Annotated in this window: 21 protein-coding genes; 15 read left to right on the top strand and 6 right to left on the bottom strand. The window is 69.3% G+C overall.

Translation table 11 applies throughout. The features are described from left to right. Window positions 1-634: 634 nt before the first annotated feature. The 4 genes from AC08OT_RS10925 to AC08OT_RS10910 form a co-directional block, all read right to left on the bottom strand. On the bottom strand, window positions 635-787 hold the full coding sequence (locus AC08OT_RS10925; protein ID WP_476592693.1) for a hypothetical protein: 153 nt from the start codon (window positions 785-787) through the stop codon (window positions 635-637). A gap of 159 nt (window positions 788-946) precedes the next feature. Continuing rightward, complete coding sequence (locus AC08OT_RS10920) at window positions 947-2,248, bottom strand: DUF445 domain-containing protein (RefSeq protein ID WP_476592692.1); 1,302 nt, start codon at window positions 2,246-2,248, stop codon at window positions 947-949. Window positions 2,249-2,421: 173 nt separating this feature from the next. Next, on the bottom strand, window positions 2,422-2,724 hold the full coding sequence (locus AC08OT_RS10915; RefSeq protein WP_476595690.1) for a DUF6343 family protein: 303 nt from the start codon (window positions 2,722-2,724) through the stop codon (window positions 2,422-2,424). Between the two features lie 144 nt (window positions 2,725-2,868). Then, window positions 2,869-3,642, bottom strand: coding sequence for an enoyl-CoA hydratase-related protein (locus AC08OT_RS10910; RefSeq protein WP_462186581.1), 774 nt, complete (start codon window positions 3,640-3,642; stop codon window positions 2,869-2,871). A gap of 954 nt (window positions 3,643-4,596) precedes the next feature. Here AC08OT_RS10910 and AC08OT_RS10905 point away from each other — a divergent pair. The 5 genes from AC08OT_RS10905 (at window position 4,597) to AC08OT_RS10885 (ending at window position 10,223) form a co-directional block, all read left to right on the top strand. After that, complete coding sequence (locus tag AC08OT_RS10905; protein ID WP_476593234.1) at window positions 4,597-7,620, top strand: sensor histidine kinase; 3,024 nt, start codon at window positions 4,597-4,599, stop codon at window positions 7,618-7,620. Beyond that, on the top strand, window positions 7,620-8,039 hold the full coding sequence (locus tag AC08OT_RS10900; RefSeq protein WP_011437246.1) for a roadblock/LC7 domain-containing protein: 420 nt from the start codon (window positions 7,620-7,622) through the stop codon (window positions 8,037-8,039). The genes AC08OT_RS10905 and AC08OT_RS10900 overlap by 1 nt, the downstream gene beginning before the upstream one ends. Before the next feature lie 111 nt (window positions 8,040-8,150). Beyond that, entirely contained in the window at window positions 8,151-8,522 is a 372-nt protein-coding gene (locus AC08OT_RS10895) for a DUF742 domain-containing protein (protein WP_476593233.1), read from the top strand. Then, complete coding sequence (locus AC08OT_RS10890; protein WP_476593232.1) at window positions 8,503-9,126, top strand: GTP-binding protein; 624 nt, start codon at window positions 8,503-8,505, stop codon at window positions 9,124-9,126. The genes AC08OT_RS10895 and AC08OT_RS10890 overlap by 20 nt, the downstream gene beginning before the upstream one ends. A 101-nt stretch (window positions 9,127-9,227) precedes the next feature. Further along, window positions 9,228-10,223 (top strand): LuxR C-terminal-related transcriptional regulator, encoded by a 996-nt coding sequence (locus AC08OT_RS10885; protein WP_462186586.1) that lies wholly within the window; start codon window positions 9,228-9,230, stop codon window positions 10,221-10,223. Between the two features lie 74 nt (window positions 10,224-10,297). Here the strand turns inward: AC08OT_RS10885 and AC08OT_RS10880 are convergent, their stop codons facing one another. Further along, window positions 10,298-10,444, bottom strand: a complete 147-nt coding sequence (locus AC08OT_RS10880) for a hypothetical protein (protein WP_476602784.1) — start codon at window positions 10,442-10,444, stop codon at window positions 10,298-10,300. A gap of 442 nt (window positions 10,445-10,886) precedes the next feature. On the opposite strand from AC08OT_RS10880, the gene AC08OT_RS10875 reads away from it, so the two are divergent. From AC08OT_RS10875 to AC08OT_RS10830, 10 genes are all read left to right on the top strand, one after another. Continuing rightward, entirely contained in the window at window positions 10,887-11,276 is a 390-nt protein-coding gene (locus AC08OT_RS10875; protein WP_476595691.1) for a TcmI family type II polyketide cyclase, read from the top strand. Between the two features lie 181 nt (window positions 11,277-11,457). Further along, on the top strand, window positions 11,458-11,715 hold the full coding sequence (locus AC08OT_RS10870) for an acyl carrier protein (RefSeq protein WP_476593231.1): 258 nt from the start codon (window positions 11,458-11,460) through the stop codon (window positions 11,713-11,715). 51 nt (window positions 11,716-11,766) lie between these two features. Then, window positions 11,767-12,255, top strand: coding sequence for an SRPBCC family protein (locus tag AC08OT_RS10865; RefSeq protein WP_476593230.1), 489 nt, complete (start codon window positions 11,767-11,769; stop codon window positions 12,253-12,255). Window positions 12,256-12,314: 59 nt separating this feature from the next. Then, on the top strand, window positions 12,315-12,740 hold the full coding sequence (locus AC08OT_RS10860) for a cupin domain-containing protein (protein ID WP_476593235.1): 426 nt from the start codon (window positions 12,315-12,317) through the stop codon (window positions 12,738-12,740). Continuing rightward, entirely contained in the window at window positions 12,737-14,044 is a 1,308-nt protein-coding gene (locus AC08OT_RS10855) for a beta-ketoacyl-[acyl-carrier-protein] synthase family protein (protein WP_476593229.1), read from the top strand. The genes AC08OT_RS10860 and AC08OT_RS10855 overlap by 4 nt, the downstream gene beginning before the upstream one ends. A gap of 8 nt (window positions 14,045-14,052) precedes the next feature. Next, window positions 14,053-15,342 carry a beta-ketoacyl synthase N-terminal-like domain-containing protein gene (locus tag AC08OT_RS10850; protein WP_476593228.1) on the top strand — a complete coding sequence of 430 codons (1,290 nt, stop codon included), beginning with the start codon at window positions 14,053-14,055 and terminating at the stop codon, window positions 15,340-15,342. A 117-nt stretch (window positions 15,343-15,459) separates the two neighbouring features. Further along, window positions 15,460-16,197 (top strand): SDR family NAD(P)-dependent oxidoreductase, encoded by a 738-nt coding sequence (locus AC08OT_RS10845; protein WP_462186591.1) that lies wholly within the window; start codon window positions 15,460-15,462, stop codon window positions 16,195-16,197. Then, window positions 16,197-16,538 (top strand): antibiotic biosynthesis monooxygenase family protein, encoded by a 342-nt coding sequence (locus AC08OT_RS10840; RefSeq protein WP_476602783.1) that lies wholly within the window; start codon window positions 16,197-16,199, stop codon window positions 16,536-16,538. The genes AC08OT_RS10845 and AC08OT_RS10840 overlap by 1 nt, the downstream gene beginning before the upstream one ends. A 2-nt stretch (window positions 16,539-16,540) precedes the next feature. Beyond that, the gene (locus AC08OT_RS10835) at window positions 16,541-16,885 is read left to right on the top strand and encodes an antibiotic biosynthesis monooxygenase family protein (protein WP_476593227.1); all 345 of its coding nucleotides are present in this window, start codon (window positions 16,541-16,543) and stop codon (window positions 16,883-16,885) included. A 146-nt stretch (window positions 16,886-17,031) separates the two neighbouring features. Next, on the top strand, window positions 17,032-17,340 hold the full coding sequence (locus tag AC08OT_RS10830; RefSeq protein WP_476593226.1) for a DUF262 domain-containing protein: 309 nt from the start codon (window positions 17,032-17,034) through the stop codon (window positions 17,338-17,340). Window positions 17,341-17,464: 124 nt separating this feature from the next. Here AC08OT_RS10830 and AC08OT_RS10825 read toward each other — a convergent pair. Then, window positions 17,465-18,190: transposase (locus tag AC08OT_RS10825; protein ID WP_476602782.1), on the bottom strand; the 726-nt coding region annotated here is incomplete at its 5' end.

Below are 18,190 nucleotides of genomic sequence, written 5' to 3'. Positions count from 1 at the left end.
GCCGCCACCCCGGGCCCCGCCACCGTCCGGACCGCCGCGGCCCCGGGCCGGACGAGGCTGGCGCTGCGGGGCGTGGGACTGCTGGGCCGGGTGAGACTGGGAGTTTCCATACTGAGACAGAGGATCCGCCGATCAGGTCAGGGCCGCCATGGGTCCACCCGGACTGGATGAGGTGTTCCACACCAGTCCGCGTATCGTCCGGAGGCCGGGGGTACGGCCGGGTTTCGCGACCGGACCCACCGGCGGGTCATCCCCGCTAGGGCGCTCGCACCGACCTCGCACACCCGACCGTTCGGCCGGGCGCGGACGGCCTTGCAAGCCGTCGTTCTATTCAAGGTACATCGCCGTCCCGCCACGCGGAGTGTGAGAGACGCCGATCCTGCGGCTGTACGTCTCGGGCTCACCCGCCGGTTCGTCCCGGGTTACTCCTTCGGGCGAGCGGGTCGCCGGCCGCGGTCCGCAGCCCCCGGTCGCGGCGGTGACGTGCCCGGCCCCACGGAAGTGGGTGGTCCCACCGGAGTGTCCGATCCCACGGCGGGGTCCGGCCCGATCGGGGAGGGCCGCCATCCAGGCCTGCAACCGGCGGGCGAGCAGCAGTCAGAGCAGCAGCGGCGCGAACGGCATCGCTGTGAGGTTAGGGGTAGACGAACGGAAAGCCGGAGTACACCGCCCCCCGTGCCGGGGGCGGGATAGGGATCGAGCCCGTGCTGCCCGGCCGCGCCGGCCGCAGGAAGACGTCGACGTCGTAGTGGCCGATCCGGGTAATCAGCCCGAACCAGACCAGCATGACCAGTCCGGCGACCAGCAGGCTGGGCCGACCGGGTGGCGTCGGCCATGGCAGTCCCCGGACGGGCTATCGGTCATCCGGGCCGGGCCGGCTCCCACGTTCGTCGCCACGGCGATCGTCCTCGTTGCCCCGCACGCTTCCTCAACCCCACCCGTTGCGTCAGAAGGCGAGTTCGGTGACCAGGTGGATGACCAGTCCCACGAGGGCACCGACGACGGTGCCGTTGATCCGGATGAACTGCAGGTCGCGACCGACGTGCAGCTCGATGCGCCGGGAGGTCTCGTCGGGCTGCCAGCGGCCGACAGTATCTCCGATGATCGCGGCGATGTCGTCCTTGTACCGGCACACCACGCGGGTGGCCGCGTTCGCCACGGTGTGGTCGACGGTGCGCGCCAGCTCCGGATCGGTGGCGAGCTGGGCGCCGAAGGCCGCGAGTTCGTCGGTCGCGCGGACCCGGGCCGTGCTGCCCGGATCGGAGGCGAGATCGAGCAGGATGCTTTTCGCCGTGGCCCACATGGCGGAGATCATCCGGTCGACCTCAGGATGGGCCAGGAGCCGGTACTTGATTTGCTCGACCTGCCGTCCCAGCGCCTCGTCGGTGCGCAGCCGGCCGGCGAAGCCGCGCAGGAACGTGTCCAGGGCGCGGCGTGCCCGGTGCTCGGGGTCGGTGCGCAGCGCCTCGGTGAAGCGCAGCGCCTCGCTGTACGCCTTGGCCGCGACCGCCTCGTCCAGCCACTTCGGCGACCAGCTTGGTGCCCGGTCCTGCACGGTGCGGGTGAAGACCTCCGGGTTCTGCTTCAACCACGTCTCGGCCTCGGTGACGATCACGTCGACCAGTCGATGGTGCAGCCGGTCCTCGACCACCCGTTCCAGCGCCATTCCGAGGGCCCCGGCCCAGGGCCGTTCGACGATGCGGGGCAGCACCGCCTTCTCGACGAGTTCGCGGACCAGGTCGTCGTTCATCCCGGAGATCATCGCGGTGAGCCGCTCCGCCGCCTCGGTCGTGACCCGTTCGGCGTGCGACGGCTGGCGCAGCCAGGCACCGACCCGGGCGGACACTCCGATGCCGTCGATCTTCTCCCGGATCACGTCCTCGGCGAGGAAGTGGGTGCCGACGAAGCTCTCCAGGCTCCGACCAAGCGCGTCCTTACGCCGAGGAATGATCGCCGTGTGCGGGATCGGGAGGCCGAGTGGGTGGCGGAACAGCGCGGTCACGGCGAACCAGTCGGCCAGTGCGCCGACCGCGCCCGCCTCGGCGGCCGCGGCCACGTACCCGATCCACCCCGGGCCACCGCGGGCCTGCCAGCGGGCGGCGAGGAGGTAGATCGTCACCACCGCGGCAAGCAGGCTGCCGGCGATGAGCCGCATCCGGCGAAGCCCGCGGCACAGGCCCGCCTCGTCGGTGGTGCCGCGCGCGAAGCCAGCCGACACCGGCCCGGAGACGCCCTCCGGATCGTTCATCGCCGCCCGTTCGGTCGGCCGCCCGTCCCGCCGCCCACTGAGATCCTCCTGCTCGTTCCGCCAGCCGGATTGGCGCGGACCGACCAGGCTGGCGGGCGAGCCTGGCGGTGTCGGACGCGACGATCCTCGGCCACCTTATGCGGGAGCACCGCCCATCTGGACCGGCGTGGGGATCATTCGGTCTGGCGCCGGATCCGTTGCTGGATGACGACCAGATCGACGATGGCGACGATGGCGAGGAAGGCGAGGACCGCGGCGCCGGCTGTCTGCCCCCGGACGGCGAAGAAACCGGCGAAGACCCCGCAGAACACCAGGCCGAACGCGGCGAGGACGCGGCGTAGCCCGAATGCGCTGCGAGCCGGGGGGAACCTCCCCGGATCGGAGGAGCCGGAGGAGAAGGCGCGGCGCCACCAAGGCCGGTGCCCGAGGGCACTACCCCGGTCGCGTTGGTGCGGCAGGGAATGGGTCACAGGCACCGGTATGCCCCGCCCGGACGGGGCGAACCGGTCGCCCTCGTCGCCGTTGCGGGGCTGGTCCTCCCGGGCCGCACGGACGGCATGGAGCGGGCCGGCACCGACGTCGGTCAGCCCTCGGTGGTCGGTCAGCTCACGGGTGGCCGGTCAGCCCTCGGCTGCCGACGTGCCGTGGCGGCCCGGCAGCCTGGCGGTCATCGCGGATCTCGCCTCGTCGCTGACGAGGCGCTCGGTGAAGATCGCGCTTTCGGCGTCGATGCGCGCCAGCACCTCCGGTGTCCCGCCGTCGTGCAGCAGGGCGCGAGCTGCCGCGAGCGCCTGCGGCGGCTGGGCCAGCAGCGCCGCCACCCGGTCGTCGACCCGGGCGCGTAGCGCTTCGGCGTCGGGAAGCACCTCGGTCACCACCCCCAGTCGGGCGGCCTCGGCCGCTCCGAGGGACTCGCCGAAGTAGACGATGCGGGCAGCGATGGCTGGCCCGACCCGGCGGGGTAGCAGGAGGGTCGACCCGAACTCGGGGATCACCCCCAGGTTGACGAACGGCATCCCGAGAGTGCTGCGCTCGGTCGCATAGACCAGGTCGCAGTGCAGCAGCAGCGTGGTCCCGATGCCCATCGCGGGCCCGTCGACCTCGGCGACGAGAAGTTTCGTGCTGCGGGCCAGCGTCCGGATGAAGGTCAGCGTCGGACCCTCCGCCCGGAGGGCGTTGGTGGCCAGAAAGTCGACCAGATCGTTGCCGGCGGTGAAGGATCCACCGCTGCCGGTCAACCGGATAACCCGGATCTCCGGGTCGGTCTCGGCCTTGTCGAACGCCTCCGTGAGGGCGACGTACATCGCCTGGGTGAGGGCGTTGCGTTTCTCCGGGCGGTTGATCCGTACCGTCAGCGTGCCCTGGCCGGGTTCGCTCTCGATCTGGCTGCTCATCCGTGTCTCCTCACCGGTCCGTCGGGTTCCTTGACCCGGCCGTGCTCCTGACCCGGTCGTGCCCAGGGGCACAGTGCCACCGGCTGGCCTCGGGTGAAAGTAGTTGTGTCACCTCCGCCGCTTCCGTGACCTCCGCCGCTTCCGCCAGCCGGGCCTCGCTCGGCGATTAACACAGCAGTTCAGCAGCAGCTCATTGGACGGGGGTTGATGGGGAGGTTCGTCGTGGAGTGGCTGTGGAGTGATTGAAGCTCTGGCGGACCGGGTAGGGCCCGATCGGCAATCGCCAACGCCTGATCGGCAATCGCCGACGGGGGTGAACCGGTGGGGCCGGGTGCCCCAATTCCCGCCCCCGGGTGTCTGCAATGTCTACAACGTCTGCAATGTCCGCAATGGGACCACTCTCCATGGTCTGGCACGAGGCGGGAGCTGCAGCCCGGGCGGGGGTCGGGTGGGCCGCGAGGGTGCGATCTGTGTGGCCTCGGATCGTGCGATGTTCTTTCGGCAACATGCCAACATGTGATGTGCTTGCGTTGTCGAGTGCGGTGTGGCCGGTTGATCGGGGCCTTCGTGGCCGCGGAGGATCTGTGCCAGTTAGCGCTGACTGCTGCCCGTCAGTGCTGGTTTGTGCGCATCGCCGTTGTTTGGTCCGGACTGCGCTCATGTAATTCGGGAGCGGGTTCCGGTTGCGCGTTGCGCGCTCGCGAATGTCCGTCGCTCGGTGCTACCTCGCCATCCTTTTGCGTTGAAGACGGGTGCCCCCAATCGGGCTAGTTCTTCACCCGCTACAGTTGTCCGCGCCCCCGGAACATTCCCCCGATGCCCGGACCGCCTACTCCAATGCGCCGGCCCGGTGTTGTCATCTGTGGTCTTCCGGTGACATGTCCCGATGGAACTCGACTACTCACCCTCCGCACACGAGGCACTCGACTCCCGGGTGCCGGACGAGAGGACCGGATGCTCCAGAATTGGCCCATCCGCTCGAAGCTAGTGGTGATTCTCGTCGTCCCCCTGGCTGCGCTCGCGGTACTGAGCGCGATACACGTGCAGGGGAACGTCGACAACGTGCGGGTCGCCAACCGCATCAAGGCACTCGCCGACTTCTCGATCAAAAGCAACGATCTGGTCCAGGCCCTGCAGGTCGAGCGGTACGCCACGAACTCCTATGTCGGTTCCAACTACATGGCCGTCGCTCAGGGGCAGGCGGCGCTCGCCGCCCGCGGCCCGGTGGACCAGGCCCTGGCCGTCTATCGGGCCGGTGAGGCGGCGCTGCCCGCGGCGGGTCGTGACACCCTGGCGACCACGCTCGCGTCGATCTCGGAACGCCTCGGCAAGCTCCCGGCGCAGCGCAAGGCGATCGACGCGCACCAGGCGCAGGTGGACCAGAACATTGCTTTCTACTTGGGTGCCGTGGACGACCTCCTCGCCCTCAACGCCCAGGTGGCGGCCGGAAGCCGCAACACCTCGTTGGTCAACGGTGCCACCGCACTGGTGAGTATCGCGCAGGCCAAGGAGCAGGTCGCCCACCAACGCGGCGCCGTCGTCCGCGTGATCATCCTCCAGCAGACAGATGTGGCCACGCTGCGGGAGATCCAGACCAGGACCGGGGCGGAGGATGCCTGGCTGGCCCAGTTCCGCACCACGGCCACGGCGGACGAGCAGGAGTTCTACAACGTGACGGTCGGCCGGACGATCTCGGCCGCCGGGACATTGCGTGACGGCACGGTTAACGCCGTACAGAACGGCCAGCCGCTGACCGTTACCCCGCAGATCTGGCTGCAGACCTCCGACGCGAAGATCAATGCGATGCGGCAGGTCGAACGCCGGGTCGCGGCCGATCTCGGGACGGCCAGCGCGAACATCACCAGTTCGGCCACCCGAGACGCGCTTGTCAGCGGTATCGGCGTGGCGCTGGTGCTCGTGGTGTCGGTGGTGATTTCTCTCCTGGTGGCGAGCCCGATGATCCGGGACCTACGCCGACTGCGCCGCGGCGCCCTCGAAGTCGCGAACGAGCGGCTGCCCGGAGTCGTCGACCGTCTGCACCGCGGGTCGCCGGTGGACGTGGCCGAGGAGGAATTCCCGGTCGAGGTCCGGAGCAAGGACGAGATCGGTCAGCTCGCCGAGGCGTTTGGCACCGTGCACGCGGTGGCCGTGCGGACCGCGGTGGAGCAGGCCGCGATGCGCAAGAGCATCGGGGACACGTTCCTCAACCTCGCCCGCCGCAGCCAGGCACTCATTCACCGCCAGCTCAAGGTGATCGACGCCTTGGAGCGCAAGGAGACCGACCCGGACGAGCTGGAGGAGCTCTTCCGTCTCGACCACCTCGCCACCCGTATGCGCCGGCACGCCGAGGACCTCATCGTGCTGTCCGGCTCCAAGCCAGCCCGTGGTTGGCGCCGGCCTGTCCCGGTCAAGGACGTCGTCCGTGGCGCCGTCGCCGAGGTGGAGGACTACACCCGGGTCCAGGTGATGTCGATCGACGGAGGGGCCATCAGCGGTCACGCCGTCGGTGACGTCATCCACATGCTCGCCGAGCTGATCGAGAACGCCACTTGCTTCTCCCCGCCCCACACGCCGGTGCATGTCTCCGGGCACGAGGTATCGAACGGCTTCGTGATCGAGATCGAGGACCGCGGGCTGGGCATGAGTCCGGAGGAGTTCGACGCCGTGAACGAGCGGCTGGCCAACCCGCCCCCCTTCGACCTGTCGACCAGCGAGCGTCTCGGCCTGTTCGTTGTCGGTCGGCTCGCCGAGCGGCATTCCATCTCGGTGAAGCTGCGGTCCTCGCCGTATGGCGGCACGATGGCTATCGTCCTGGTGCCGACCACGCTGCTGCGGCAGGTCGACCCCGACGGGGAGGCCCGGCCGGAGCCCACGCAGATCGCCCCGCCGCTTGCCATGACGCGGGTTCCGGCTCTCGACGGCCCGGCCATCGACGAGGACCGGTTCCGCGGGTCGCTGGTGGACGCGGACGGCGACCTCGCCGGTCCCCCCGCGCTCTCCGAGGACGCGGCCGCGGCTGCGCACGGTCAGGACGAAACGCTCATCGACGATCTGCCGGTTTTCGCCACGGTGCGATCGAGCTGGTTCGTCGCCGACCGCCCGCGGCACCGTTCCAACGGCAGGCGTTCGGACGCTCCGCCGCGTCCCTTGACCCCGCGTTCCGACCCGGACAGCGGGCCGGGCGAGGAGCCCGGCTCCCGCGGCTTCGCTACCCCCCCGCCGCTGCCGTCGCGCCGTTCGCGTGGCGGCCGCAGGGCCGCGGGGGACCAGCCCCACCAGGCTGTCCCGGGCTACCCCCAGACGCCCGGGTCGGACGACCCCGACGGCCCGCCGGCCCGTCCGGGGCAGGACGAATCTTTCCGGGACGAACCCTTCCCGGAGGAACCCTTCCGGGGTGGGCCCCTCCGGGACGGACGGGACGTCCCCGGTCCGGGTGGCCACAACGGTGCGCCCGGCTCCGGCTATGGCGGCGACGGCGGACCCGGCGGCCGTGTCACCTCGCTGTTCGGTGACAGCCCCATGGCCAGGGAGCGGTCGCGCGGTGGTGACCTCGGCTCCGCCGACCCGGGGGAGGCCACCCGAACCGATCCGTTCACCTCACCGCTGGGCCGGCCGGTGGGGTACTCCGGGGGATTCCACCGCGAGGACGCCCCCGCCATGGGCCAGACGGTCGTCCCCCTCGGACGCCCGGCGCCTTCGGCCCGTTCAGACGAGCCCGCCGAGCCGGCCGGGCCTGGCGCGGACGGCCAGCCGCCCGTCAGTTTCACCGAGGTGGGCCTGCCCAAGCGCACCCGGCGGGCCAGTCTCGCGCCGCAGCTTCGCCGGGACATTCCCGAGGAGAGTTCCGGAATGCTCGCCGCGCAACGGAGCCCGGAAGAGATCCGCAGTATGATGTCGTCCTTCCAGAACAACTTTGGTCGTGGTCTGGCGGACGGCCAGGTTTCGAACGACGGTGACGATGTAGGAAAGGTGACCTGATGCGTCCGCTGGGGCCGTCCGAGAACATGAGCTGGTTGCTCAACAACCTCGTCAAGAAGGTGCCCGAAGTCACCTATGTGATTGCGCTTTCCTCCGACGGGTTGTTGCTCGCCACCTCGTACGGGATGGACCGGGCGACCGCCGACCAACTGGCCGCGGTAGCCTCCGGATTCAACAGCCTGGCGCGCGGCGCGGGTCGTTTCTTCGGGGGTGGAAACGTTCGGCAGACCATTGTCGAGATGGACGAGGGATTCCTGTTCGTCACCGCGGTGGGGGACGGATCGTGCCTGGCCATTCTCAGCAGCCCCGGCGCGGACATCGGTCTCATCGCCTACGAGATGGCGCTGCTGGTGACCCGGGTCGGCGAGTTCCTCACCCCGGAACTCCGGGCTCAGATGCAGTCCGCGCTGCCACTCTGACCTCGGCCCGGCGATCGGGTGGGGGTCCGATCGGTTGGTGGGTCAGCCGGTTGCCCTCTGCGCCATCACCGACCGGATGACAGCAGAATTCTCAAGGCAGGAGGACCGGATATGTCGCGCGATGACGAATGGTTCGACGAAGAGGCTGGTCCGGTCGTCCGCCCCTACGCTGTCACCGGGGGCCGGACACGGCCGACGAACCAGACGTTGGAGCTGGTCGCGTTGGTGACCACCACGCCCAACGGCCGGCTGATGATGCGGACGCTGGAGCATGAGCAGCGCGCCATCGCGCTGTTCTGCCAATGCGTGCAGTCGATCGTGGAGATCTCTGCTCGGCTGAATCTGCCGGTCGGGGTCGCGCGGGTCCTCGTCGGCGACATGCTCGACGCCGGCCTGGTAACCGTGACCCGACCGGCCCGACCCTCCGACCGCCCTTCCATTGCCCTCATCGAAAAGGTGCTCGATGGACTACAGGCCCTCTAGGACGGGGTCGCCGGAAACGGCGCCGCCACATCCGGTAAAAATCATCATCGCCGGCGGATTCGGAGTCGGGAAGACGACGTTCGTCGGTTCGGTGAGCGAAATTCAGCCCCTCACCACGGAGGCTGCGATGACGGCCGCAAGCATAGGGATCGACGACACCAGCGCGGTCGGCTCGAAGACGACGACCACGGTCGCGATGGACTTCGGTCGGATCACGCTTCTCAATAGTATTATTCTCTACCTTTTCGGCACCCCGGGCCAGGACCGGTTCTGGTTCATGTGGGATGAGCTCGTCCTCGGCGCGATCGGCGCGGTGGTCCTGGTGGACACGCGGCGGCTGGCCGACTCCTTTCCGGCCATCGACTACTTCGAGGAGCGCGACATCCCGTTCCTCATCGCGCTGAACCGGTTCGACGGTGCGCGGGAGTACCGGGCGGAGGACGTCCGGGCGGCGTTGGACCTCGATCCGCGCCGTCCGGTGGTGTTCTGCGACGCCCGGCAGCGGGAGTCGGTCCGGCAGTCCCTGGTGTCGCTGGTCCGCCACGCCCTCGACGTGGTGTCCGCGGAGACGTCCCGGTCGGGCCTGCCCCAGCGGTCGGGGTGAGCGGCCGCGTCGGTCCGGTGGGCACGACTGGTCCGGTGGGCACGACTGGTCCGGTCGGCGTCCGTCGGCCACGTCCCGATCCTGCTCCGAGGAAGGGGAAGGTGCTCGATCTCTTCGGTATCGATGAGGTCACCCTGGCCGCCTATCGGCTGTGGCTGTGCCACGAGGTCCTGAGCGTGCCCGAGGTGGCGGAGATGCTCGGCGAGCCGCTGGTCGCCGCGGGGCGGGCGCGTGATCGTCTGGTCGAGCTGGGTCTGCTGCTGCCCTCGCGCGAACGGGCCGGTCACTACGTCGCGGTGCATCCCGAAGCCGGGCTCGACCACCTGCTCCAGGCGCAGCACGAGCAGCTGATCCGTCGCCATGAGCGGCTGCTCCTGGCCCGGGCGCAGATCAGCTCCTTCGTCTCGGACTACCTGGAGAGCCGTCCCGGCGGGGACACCGTCGAGGTAAGGCGGATAGACGGCGCCGACCAGGCCCGTGCGGAGCTGCTCGCGATCGTCGGGCGAGCCGAGCGGGAGGTGCTCGCGCTGCACACCCGGCGCGAGTGGTCCTCGGCCCTGACTCGCGAGGTGATGCCGGTCGAACTGCGCGCGTTGCGGCGTGGCGTGGTGATGCGCAGCGTCCTGCCCCGGTCGATGCGCCTGGACGAGCTCGGCGCCGGCTATGTGCGGACCGTGGCGGCGCATGGCCTGGACGCCCGGATGATCGACGATCCCCGGCTGGACGCCACCGCGGTCGACGGGCGGATCGGCCTGGTCCGACTGGGCCGGGGGTTCGCGACCGGCCAGACCCTGCTCGTGCGCACCCCGGAGCTGACCGCCCTGCTGCTCACCCTGTTCGAACAGGTCTGGGAGGCCGCCGAACCGCTGAGCAGCGAGGCGATAGCCGCTCCCGGGGACGGTGACGACGCGCCGAGCGACACCGAACGGCTGCTGCTGCGTCTGCTCAGCCTCGGAATGAAGGACGAGGCGGCCGCGCGCCACCTGGGCGTCTCCGTCCGCACCGTGCGTCGCATGATCGCCGATCTGATGGCACGGTTGAACGCCCGTAGCCGGTTCCAGGCGGGTACCCTCGCCGCGCAACGCGGCTGGCTCTGAACGGGCCGGTTCTGAACATCTGGCTCCGAACAGCCGGCTTTCGCGCCGCGGCGGCCCTCCGGCGATAGTCCCGGTCAGGTGAGAGCGGCCGACGTCGGCCAGACGAGGCCCCGGCTCCCCGACCAGAAAACACCATACTCGACCAGGCCGAGGCCGAGCGTGGACGACGTGGTTCCCACGAGATCGAGATCCCGGCTCTCCTCCGGTGGCCTATCGACCACCCCCGGGCACCGGGAAGCCCGCTCACGGTGGTTGTAGCCACGTTGTTCTTCTTGTGTGTGTCAGTTGGCATTTGATTGCCAGGGCAACTTGCTGCCAGGGGAAATCCAGGACAGCCGCGCCGCGTGGCCCCATGCTCTCGATGAGTCAAAGAAGCTGCCTGCTTCAGAAAGGCTGGCTGCTTCAGAAGGGTCGCTGGGCTGCCTCAGAAGGGTTGCCGGATGGGAAGCGGTGGTCGCGCACCGGTCACTCCTGCCTGGCTTCATGTTCGTCGGCGGATTCCCCCTGTCACCTGTAACGCGGCGCAAGGTGCCGAGGTCGGTCCGTTAGGGCCGGTCCGCCCAGCTGCCCATGCACACGGTACCCGTGCTTGCCATGCACGCGGTACCCGTGCTTGCCTGGGGTCAAACACACGTTTCCCAAGAACATGTCGAGGAGATTCTCGTGCCCTCAGCCACCGGTCCCTCGGTTACCGGTCCGCAGAACCCCGCCACGCCGTCCGGAGGCCAGTCACACCGGACTCTCATCGTGGCCAGGATGAACCCTGCCGACGCTCCCGCCATCGCGGCGACCTTCGCCGAGTCCGATGCCGGAGAACTACCCGGAATCGTGGGTGTGACCAGGCGTGACCTGTTTCACTTCCATGGCCTTTACCTTCATCTGATCGAGGCTCCGACTAACGTCAGGAACACCGTCGAGAACGTCCATGAGCATCCGCTGTTCGTCGACGTGAGCAACAAGCTCGGGAAATACGTCTCCGCCTACGACCCGGAGACCTGGCGCATCCCCGGGGACGCGATGGCGCAGAGTTTCTATTGGTGGACGGCCGGCTGAGCCCCCCGGTACACCACCGGGCTCCTGATACACGGCCGGGTTCCTGTACACCGCCAGAGTACCGGGCCCGCCGGCTGCGGCCGCGGCCGGTCATCAGCGACTGCATCCTCGATTCCGCCCACAGGTACGCCCAGTTTTTCATGTGAACCCCGAAACCCGAAAATGAAAAAGGGAGTACGACATGCCCCGGCAATGGTCGGCCGATGCCCTGCTTGACTTCCTGGTCGAACAGGCCGGTCTGCCCTCGGACGAGCGGCCGACGGACCTGGACGTGACCTTCATCGACATCGGCCTCGACTCGCTCGCCTACCTCCAGCTTTCGGCAGAGGTGGCCGGGACCTTCGGGGTGGACCTCCCGGCCGAGCTGCCGGAGAGCTGGACCCTCGCCGAGATCCTGGCCACGGTGAACGCGGCTCTCGACCAGCACGAGACGGTCTGAATCCGCCGTTAGTTTCCACGTCCCCTACCTTCCAGGTCGACCGGAGCCGACGTGAGCGGGCACACTGACAACTCGATTTTCATCGATGCCGACATTGAAACCGTCTGGACCATCACCAACGATCTGAAATCCTGGCCGGACCTCTTTACCGAATACGCCTCGGTAGACATTCTTGAGCACCACGAGAACACCTTCAAGTTTCGCCTGACCATGCATCCCGACGAGAACGGGACGGCGTGGAGTTGGGTGTCCAAGCGGACACTCGACCCGGCCACCCGGCAGGTGCGCGCGTACCGCGTCGAGACCGGCCCGTTCGAGTACATGCACATCCACTGGAGCTACACGCCGGAGGGCACCGGCACCCGCATGCGCTGGGTGCAGGACTTCCACATGCGCCCGTCGGCGCCGGTGAACGACGAGCAGATGACCAACCGCATCAACACCAACACCGCCCGCGAGATGTCGGTGATCCGGGAGAAGGTCGAGCGGGCCGCCGCCGAGCTGCCCCCGGTCTCCCTCGCGCTGCCGGAACAAGTCTGAGGAGAACGAGACCGGTGACTTCCGTGACAGCGATTCCGAAGGTTCTCTGCATTCACGACATGACCCCCAACCGTCGGCGCGGCGGTGACGTCCGCACGCTGCTCTCCCCGGTGACCGTGGGTTCGACCTCGGGTTTTTTCGGCACCCTGACCCTCCAGCCGGGTGAGGTGGTGACCGAACACCTGCACCCCTACTCGGAAGAGTTCTTCTACTGCGTGCGCGGCATTGTGACCGCCCGACTGGACGGTCAGTATCAGGACCTGCCGGCCGACCACGGGGTGTGCATCCCGATCGGGATGCGCCACCGCGTCGTCAACACCGGCGAGGAGACCGCCTTCCTCGTCTTTCACCTCAGCCCGCTGGCACCCCGGCCCGATCTCGGCCACGTCGACACCGAGGTACCGCTAGACCCGGACGCCCCGCACGCTCCGGTCGCCCCGTCGGCACCCACCGTCGACGCCTTGCCCCACGGGTCCGGACAGTGAGCGGACCAAGACGGACGGCGGTCACCGGGATCGGGGTGGTCGCCCCCGGCGGGGTCAACCGCAAGGAGTTCTGGACCCTGCTGACCGACGGCCGTACCGCGACGCGGCGACTGTCGTTCTTCGACCCGACCCAGTTCCGTTCCCAGGTGGCCGCCGAGTGCGACTTCGACCCGGCGACGGCCGGCCTGACCGCCCGGGAGATTGCGCGTAACGACCGGTTCGTGCAGTTCGCCTTGGCCGCGGCGTTGGAGGCGGTCGAGGACAGCGGCCTGGACCTGCGGGGCGGCGGTGATGGCGGGGACGGCGGTGATGCCGGGGACGGTTCCGGGGACGGCCCGATCGTCGGCGTCAGCATCGGCAGCGCGGTGGGCGCGACCACTCGCCTGGAGAACGAGTACGTCGAGGTCTCCGACAGCGGGCGGGACTGGGAGGTTGATCCCCGGTACGCCAGCTCGTTCCTCTACCACGCGATGGTGCCGAGCTGCCTGGCCACCGAACTGGCCTGCCGGTTCGGCACGCACGGCCCCGCCTTCGTGGTCTCCACCGGCTGCACCTCGGGCATCGACGCGGTCGGCTACGGCCATCAGCTCATCGTCGACGGCGAGGCCGACATTGTCATCGCCGGTGCCTCCGACGCGCCGATCTCCCCGATCTCGATGGCGTCCTTCGACGCGATCCGCGCGACGACGGCCCGCAACGACGACCCCGAACACGCCTCCCGTCCCTTCGACGCCAGCCGGGATGGCTTCGTGATGGGGGAGGGCTGCGCCGTCCTCATCCTGGAGGAGCTCACCGCCGCCCGGTCGCGCGGTGCGCACATCTACTGCGAGGTGGGTGGGTACGCCTCGCGCTCGAACGCGTTCCACATGACCGGACTGCGCCCCGACGGGGTCGAGATGGCCGAGGCGATCCGGGTCGCGATGGACGCGGCGCGGGTCGGAGCCGACGACATCGACTACATCAACGCGCACGGATCGGGCACCAAGCAGAACGATCGGCACGAGACGGCCGCCTTCAAACGTTCGCTGGGACAGCGGGCGTATGACATCCCGGTCAGCTCGATCAAGTCGATGATCGGGCACTCGCTGGGCGCGATCGGGTCGATCGAGATCGCTGCCTGCGCCCTGGCGATCGAGAATGACGTCATCCCCCCCACCGCCAACTGGACCACCCGCGACCCCGAGTGCGATCTCGACTACGTCCCGAACATCGCCCGGGACCACGCTGTCGACGTGGCCCTGTCGGTCGGCAGTGGTTTCGGTGGCTTCCAGTCGGCGATCGTCCTCGCCGCCCCGACGCGATGAACGCCGCCATGGAGGCCTCCGCCGCGACGGCCGCGGGGCCCGCCCACCGAGACGGTTCGCCGCAGGCCCCGGTCCGGCCGGTCGTCACCGGGCTCGGCGTCCTCGCGCCCAGCGGCATCGGGACGGAGGAGTACTGGGCGTCGACCCTGCGCGGCGAGTTGAAGATCGCGCCGATCAGCCGGTTCGACACCACCTGGTACGACGCCACCCTCGCTGGAGAGGTCGCCGGTTTCGCGGTGGAGGACCACGTCGACAAGCGGTACATCGTCCAGACCGACCGGTGGACCTGGTTCGGGATGGCCGCGTCGCGCCTCGCCATGGCCGATGCGCGCTACGACCCCGCCGCGCACGATCCGTATGCGACCTCGGTGGTGTTCGGCAGCGGGTCGGGCGGTGTCGACATCGGACAGCGCGAGCTGGGACGGCTGTGGACCCGGGGCCGCACCGCGGTGAGCGTCTATCAGTCGATCGCCTGGTTCTACGCGGCGACGACCGGGCAGACCTCGATCCGGTATGGTCTGAAGGGGCCGTCGGGGGTCCTGGTCAGTGACGGTGCCGGCGGAATCGACAGCCTCGCCCAGGCCCGGCGGATTATCCGCCGCGGCACGCCGACGGTGCTCGCCGGGGGGGCCGAGGCGAGCCTGACGCCTTATGCGATCACCGGCCATCTGTCCAGCGGCCGGGTCAGCACCGCGACCGTTGCTGCGGACGGCTACAAGCCGTTCGACGTCCGGGCGAACGGTTACCTGCCCGGTGAGGGTGGCGCGACGCTCGTGCTCGAGGATCCGGCCGCCGCCGCCGCCCGGGGAGCCCCGCACGTCTACGGCGAGATCGCCGGCTACGCCGCGACGCACGACGCCGCCCACCACGAACGCCCCGCCCCGGACGTGCGCTGGCTCGCCACCGCGATGCGCCGGGCCCTGCGCGACGCCGGCCTCACCCCGGACGACGTCGATGTCGTCTTCGCGGACGGCGCAGGTTCACCGGACCTCGATGCCCAGGAGGCGGCGGCGATCCGCGCGGTCTTCGGCGCCCGGACGGTCCCGGTGACGGCGCCGCAGGGCTTCGTCGGCCGGCTCCTCGCCGGCGGCTCGGCGTTGACGGTGGCCGCGGCGTTGCTGTCCATCCGGGACGGGGTCATCCCGGCGGTGGGCAACCTCGACACCCCCGATCCGGCCCATGGGCTCGACCTCGTGCGTACGCCCCGGCGTGCACCCGTGCGGGTGGTGCTGGTGAACGCCCGTGGCTACGGCGGTTTCAACAGCAGCCTCGTGGTTCGCGCCGTCGGTCCCCGCTGAGGGCGTACCCACCCGTACCGCCTGCCCCTGCCCGCTCACCTCACGACCCCTCACCTCACGACCCCTCGGCAGCCGACACCTCGACAGCCGACACCTCGACACAGGAGACAGTCAGCGATGTTCTCAGACCTGGCCGGGCGACGCGCCCTGGTTACCGGCGGTACCCGCGGCATCGGACGGGCCGTGGTGCTCGGCCTCGCCCGAGCCGGTGCGACGGTCGTTGCCGGCCACCAGCGCCAGACCGAGGATGCCGAGAGCCTGCGCCGCGAACTCAAGGACACCGGCGGCGACCATCTGCTCGTCCAGGCCGACGTCGCCGATCCGGGCCAGATCACTGAGCTCGTCGAGGCCACCGGCACCCACCTGGGCGGCCTCGACATCGTCGTGAACAACGTCGGCACGATCAGCCACATCCCCTACGCGCAGCTGCCCCTGGACGAGTGGACGCAGGTGCTGACCACCAACCTCACCGCCACTCACCTCGTCACGCAGGGCGCGTTGCCGCTGCTGGGGGACTCCGGCTCGGTGATCAACATCGGGTCCGGCTCCGGGGTGGTCGGTCTGCCGCTGCGGGCCCACTACACCGCGGCGAAGACCGGCCTGATCGGACTGACCCGCTCGCTGTCCAAGGAGCTCGGTGTCCGCGGCATCCGGGTGAACCTGGTCTCCCCAGGAGTCATCGAGACCCACCATGCCGAGGGCATCGACCCGGCCGTCAAGGCGGCCTACACCAACCGCATCCCGCTGGGACGCATCGGGACGGCCGAGGAGGTCGCCGCGGTCGTCCTGTTCCTGGCCAGCGACGTGTCGTCCTACGTCAACGGCGCCACCTTTGCCGTGGACGGAGGCATCTGATGGCCTCGACCCCGCCTTTTCGGATCATGCTGACAATGCGGATCCACCCCGGCCGGGAGGTCGAGTTCGAGCAGACCTGGCTGCGGATCGGCGACGCGGTCACCTCGCACCCGGCGAACCTCGGGCAGTGGCTGATCCGCTCGGAGGACGAGCCGAGCACGTACTACATCGTCAGTGACTGGGTTGACGAGGAGCAGTTCCGCGAGTTCGAGCACAGCGAGCGTCACCGGGTGCACCGCAAGGCGCTGCACCCGCTGCGCGCCAGCAGCTCGATGGTCACCGGTACCGTCGTCGCCCAGCTGGCCGGCACGGCTTCCCTGACTGTTCCGGCGGGAAGCTGACCGTGGCCGGCCCGGCGAAGGTTCGGGTCACGCTGTGGGCGGTTAACCCGCCCGGCGATCCCGGCGCGGTGGAGCGGGCTTACCACGAGATCAGCTCCAAGCTGGTCGGCACGCCTGGCCTGCTCGGTAACACGCTGCACCGGTCGGCGGCGGACCCGTCCCGGTTCGCGGTGGTCAGCGTCTGGGCGAGCATGGCCGAGTTCAACGTGTGGGAACAGGGGGCGGAGCACCGCGGGACGACCTCACCGCTGCGTCCCCTGCAGGACCCGCAGCGCCCTCCAATGATCGACATCGAGGTCGCCGCGTACGGCCCGGACGGGCCCTTCGGGGACGATCTCACGGATTGATCATCAAGGTCCAGTAGTCGAGGTCCGGTGGCTGGGAACCGATCGTCGCCGCGGCTGTGCCGTGCGTCAGCCCCACCGCCCGTTCGGGCGGTGGGGCTGACGCACGTGGACCACGAAGAACGTCTTCCGGATGATCTACGGATATCATGGTGGGCGTGGACGAGTCATCCCGCCGGTCCGACGCGGCGCGATTCAAGATTGAGGAGCTTCTGGATAACGCCAGGCATGGCCAGATCCGGATTCCTCGATTCCAGCGTGGGCTTCGTTGGATGTCGTCCGATGTCGAGAAGCTCTTTGACAGTATTTATAAGGGTTTTCCGATCGGCACACTTCTCTTCTGGCGCCGGGCTCCCCCGGCTGGAACCGTGGAGATCGGCCCGATAAGGATAGCGGCGAACGCTCGTTCAGACCTAGATCCGCCAGTAGTGCCGGCTTGCATGATCAAAATTCGGTGATCTTCCCTTTTCGGGTTTGTTGATGTTGTTTTCGACGGCTGGGCAGGGTGAAGGCCCGGCTGTCGTGCCGGGTGAGCGCCGGGTCCACGGCCCGGGGGCGTGTTCCGCGTAGAGAACGGGCTGGTCAGACGGCCGCGGGCAGGGCGCGCAGCCGGGCGAGGGCGGTGGTTAGGTGCTGGTCGCGGCCGGGTGGCAGGCGCAGGATCAGTTGGCCTGCGTGGCGGGTGACCCGGCCGGGGATGGTGATCAGTTCGTGGCGGAGCCGGTCGCCGTGCGCGCGCCCGGCGCGCTGGTCGAACCCGGTGAGTGTCTGGAGCAGGGTGGACAGCCAGCCGGCGAGGATCGCGGCCCACGTCCAGACGGTGTTGATGGTCGGGTCGGCTGAGGGCAGGTGGCGTAGGCCGGCGCCGAGTTTGTGGTCTTTGATCTGGGTCTCGATGTCGGCGTGGCCGCGGAACCAGTGCTCGAGCGCGACGATGTCTGGCCCGTCGTTGGCGGGGATGTTCGTGACGATGAAGCTGACCGCCCAGGCATGGTCGACGATTCCGTCGAGCGCGAGGGTGAGCTGGGCTTTCGGGATGGTGCGCCGCCGCCGTGAGCGGGGGTCGGTGGAGATCTCGGTGGCGGGGACCTTCACCCGGCGGATGATCGTGTAAGTGCCGGGCGGCCAGCCGGTCGGAGCGTAGCTACTGGTGGCGACCTGGGCGCCGGTCATGTCCCGCGCGTCCGTCCAGGACGTCTCCTCGACGGCGGCGTAGGCGCGCCAGAACGCGGAGTTACGCGGCGCGGCGATTGCGAAGTCCATCCCCGCGGCCAGGACGAGCCTCAATGCCGCTCCTACTAGTTGGAT

Source organism: Frankia sp. CgJB1 (assembly GCF_977947065.1).
This window is presented reverse-complemented; position numbering and strand designations above follow the sequence as displayed.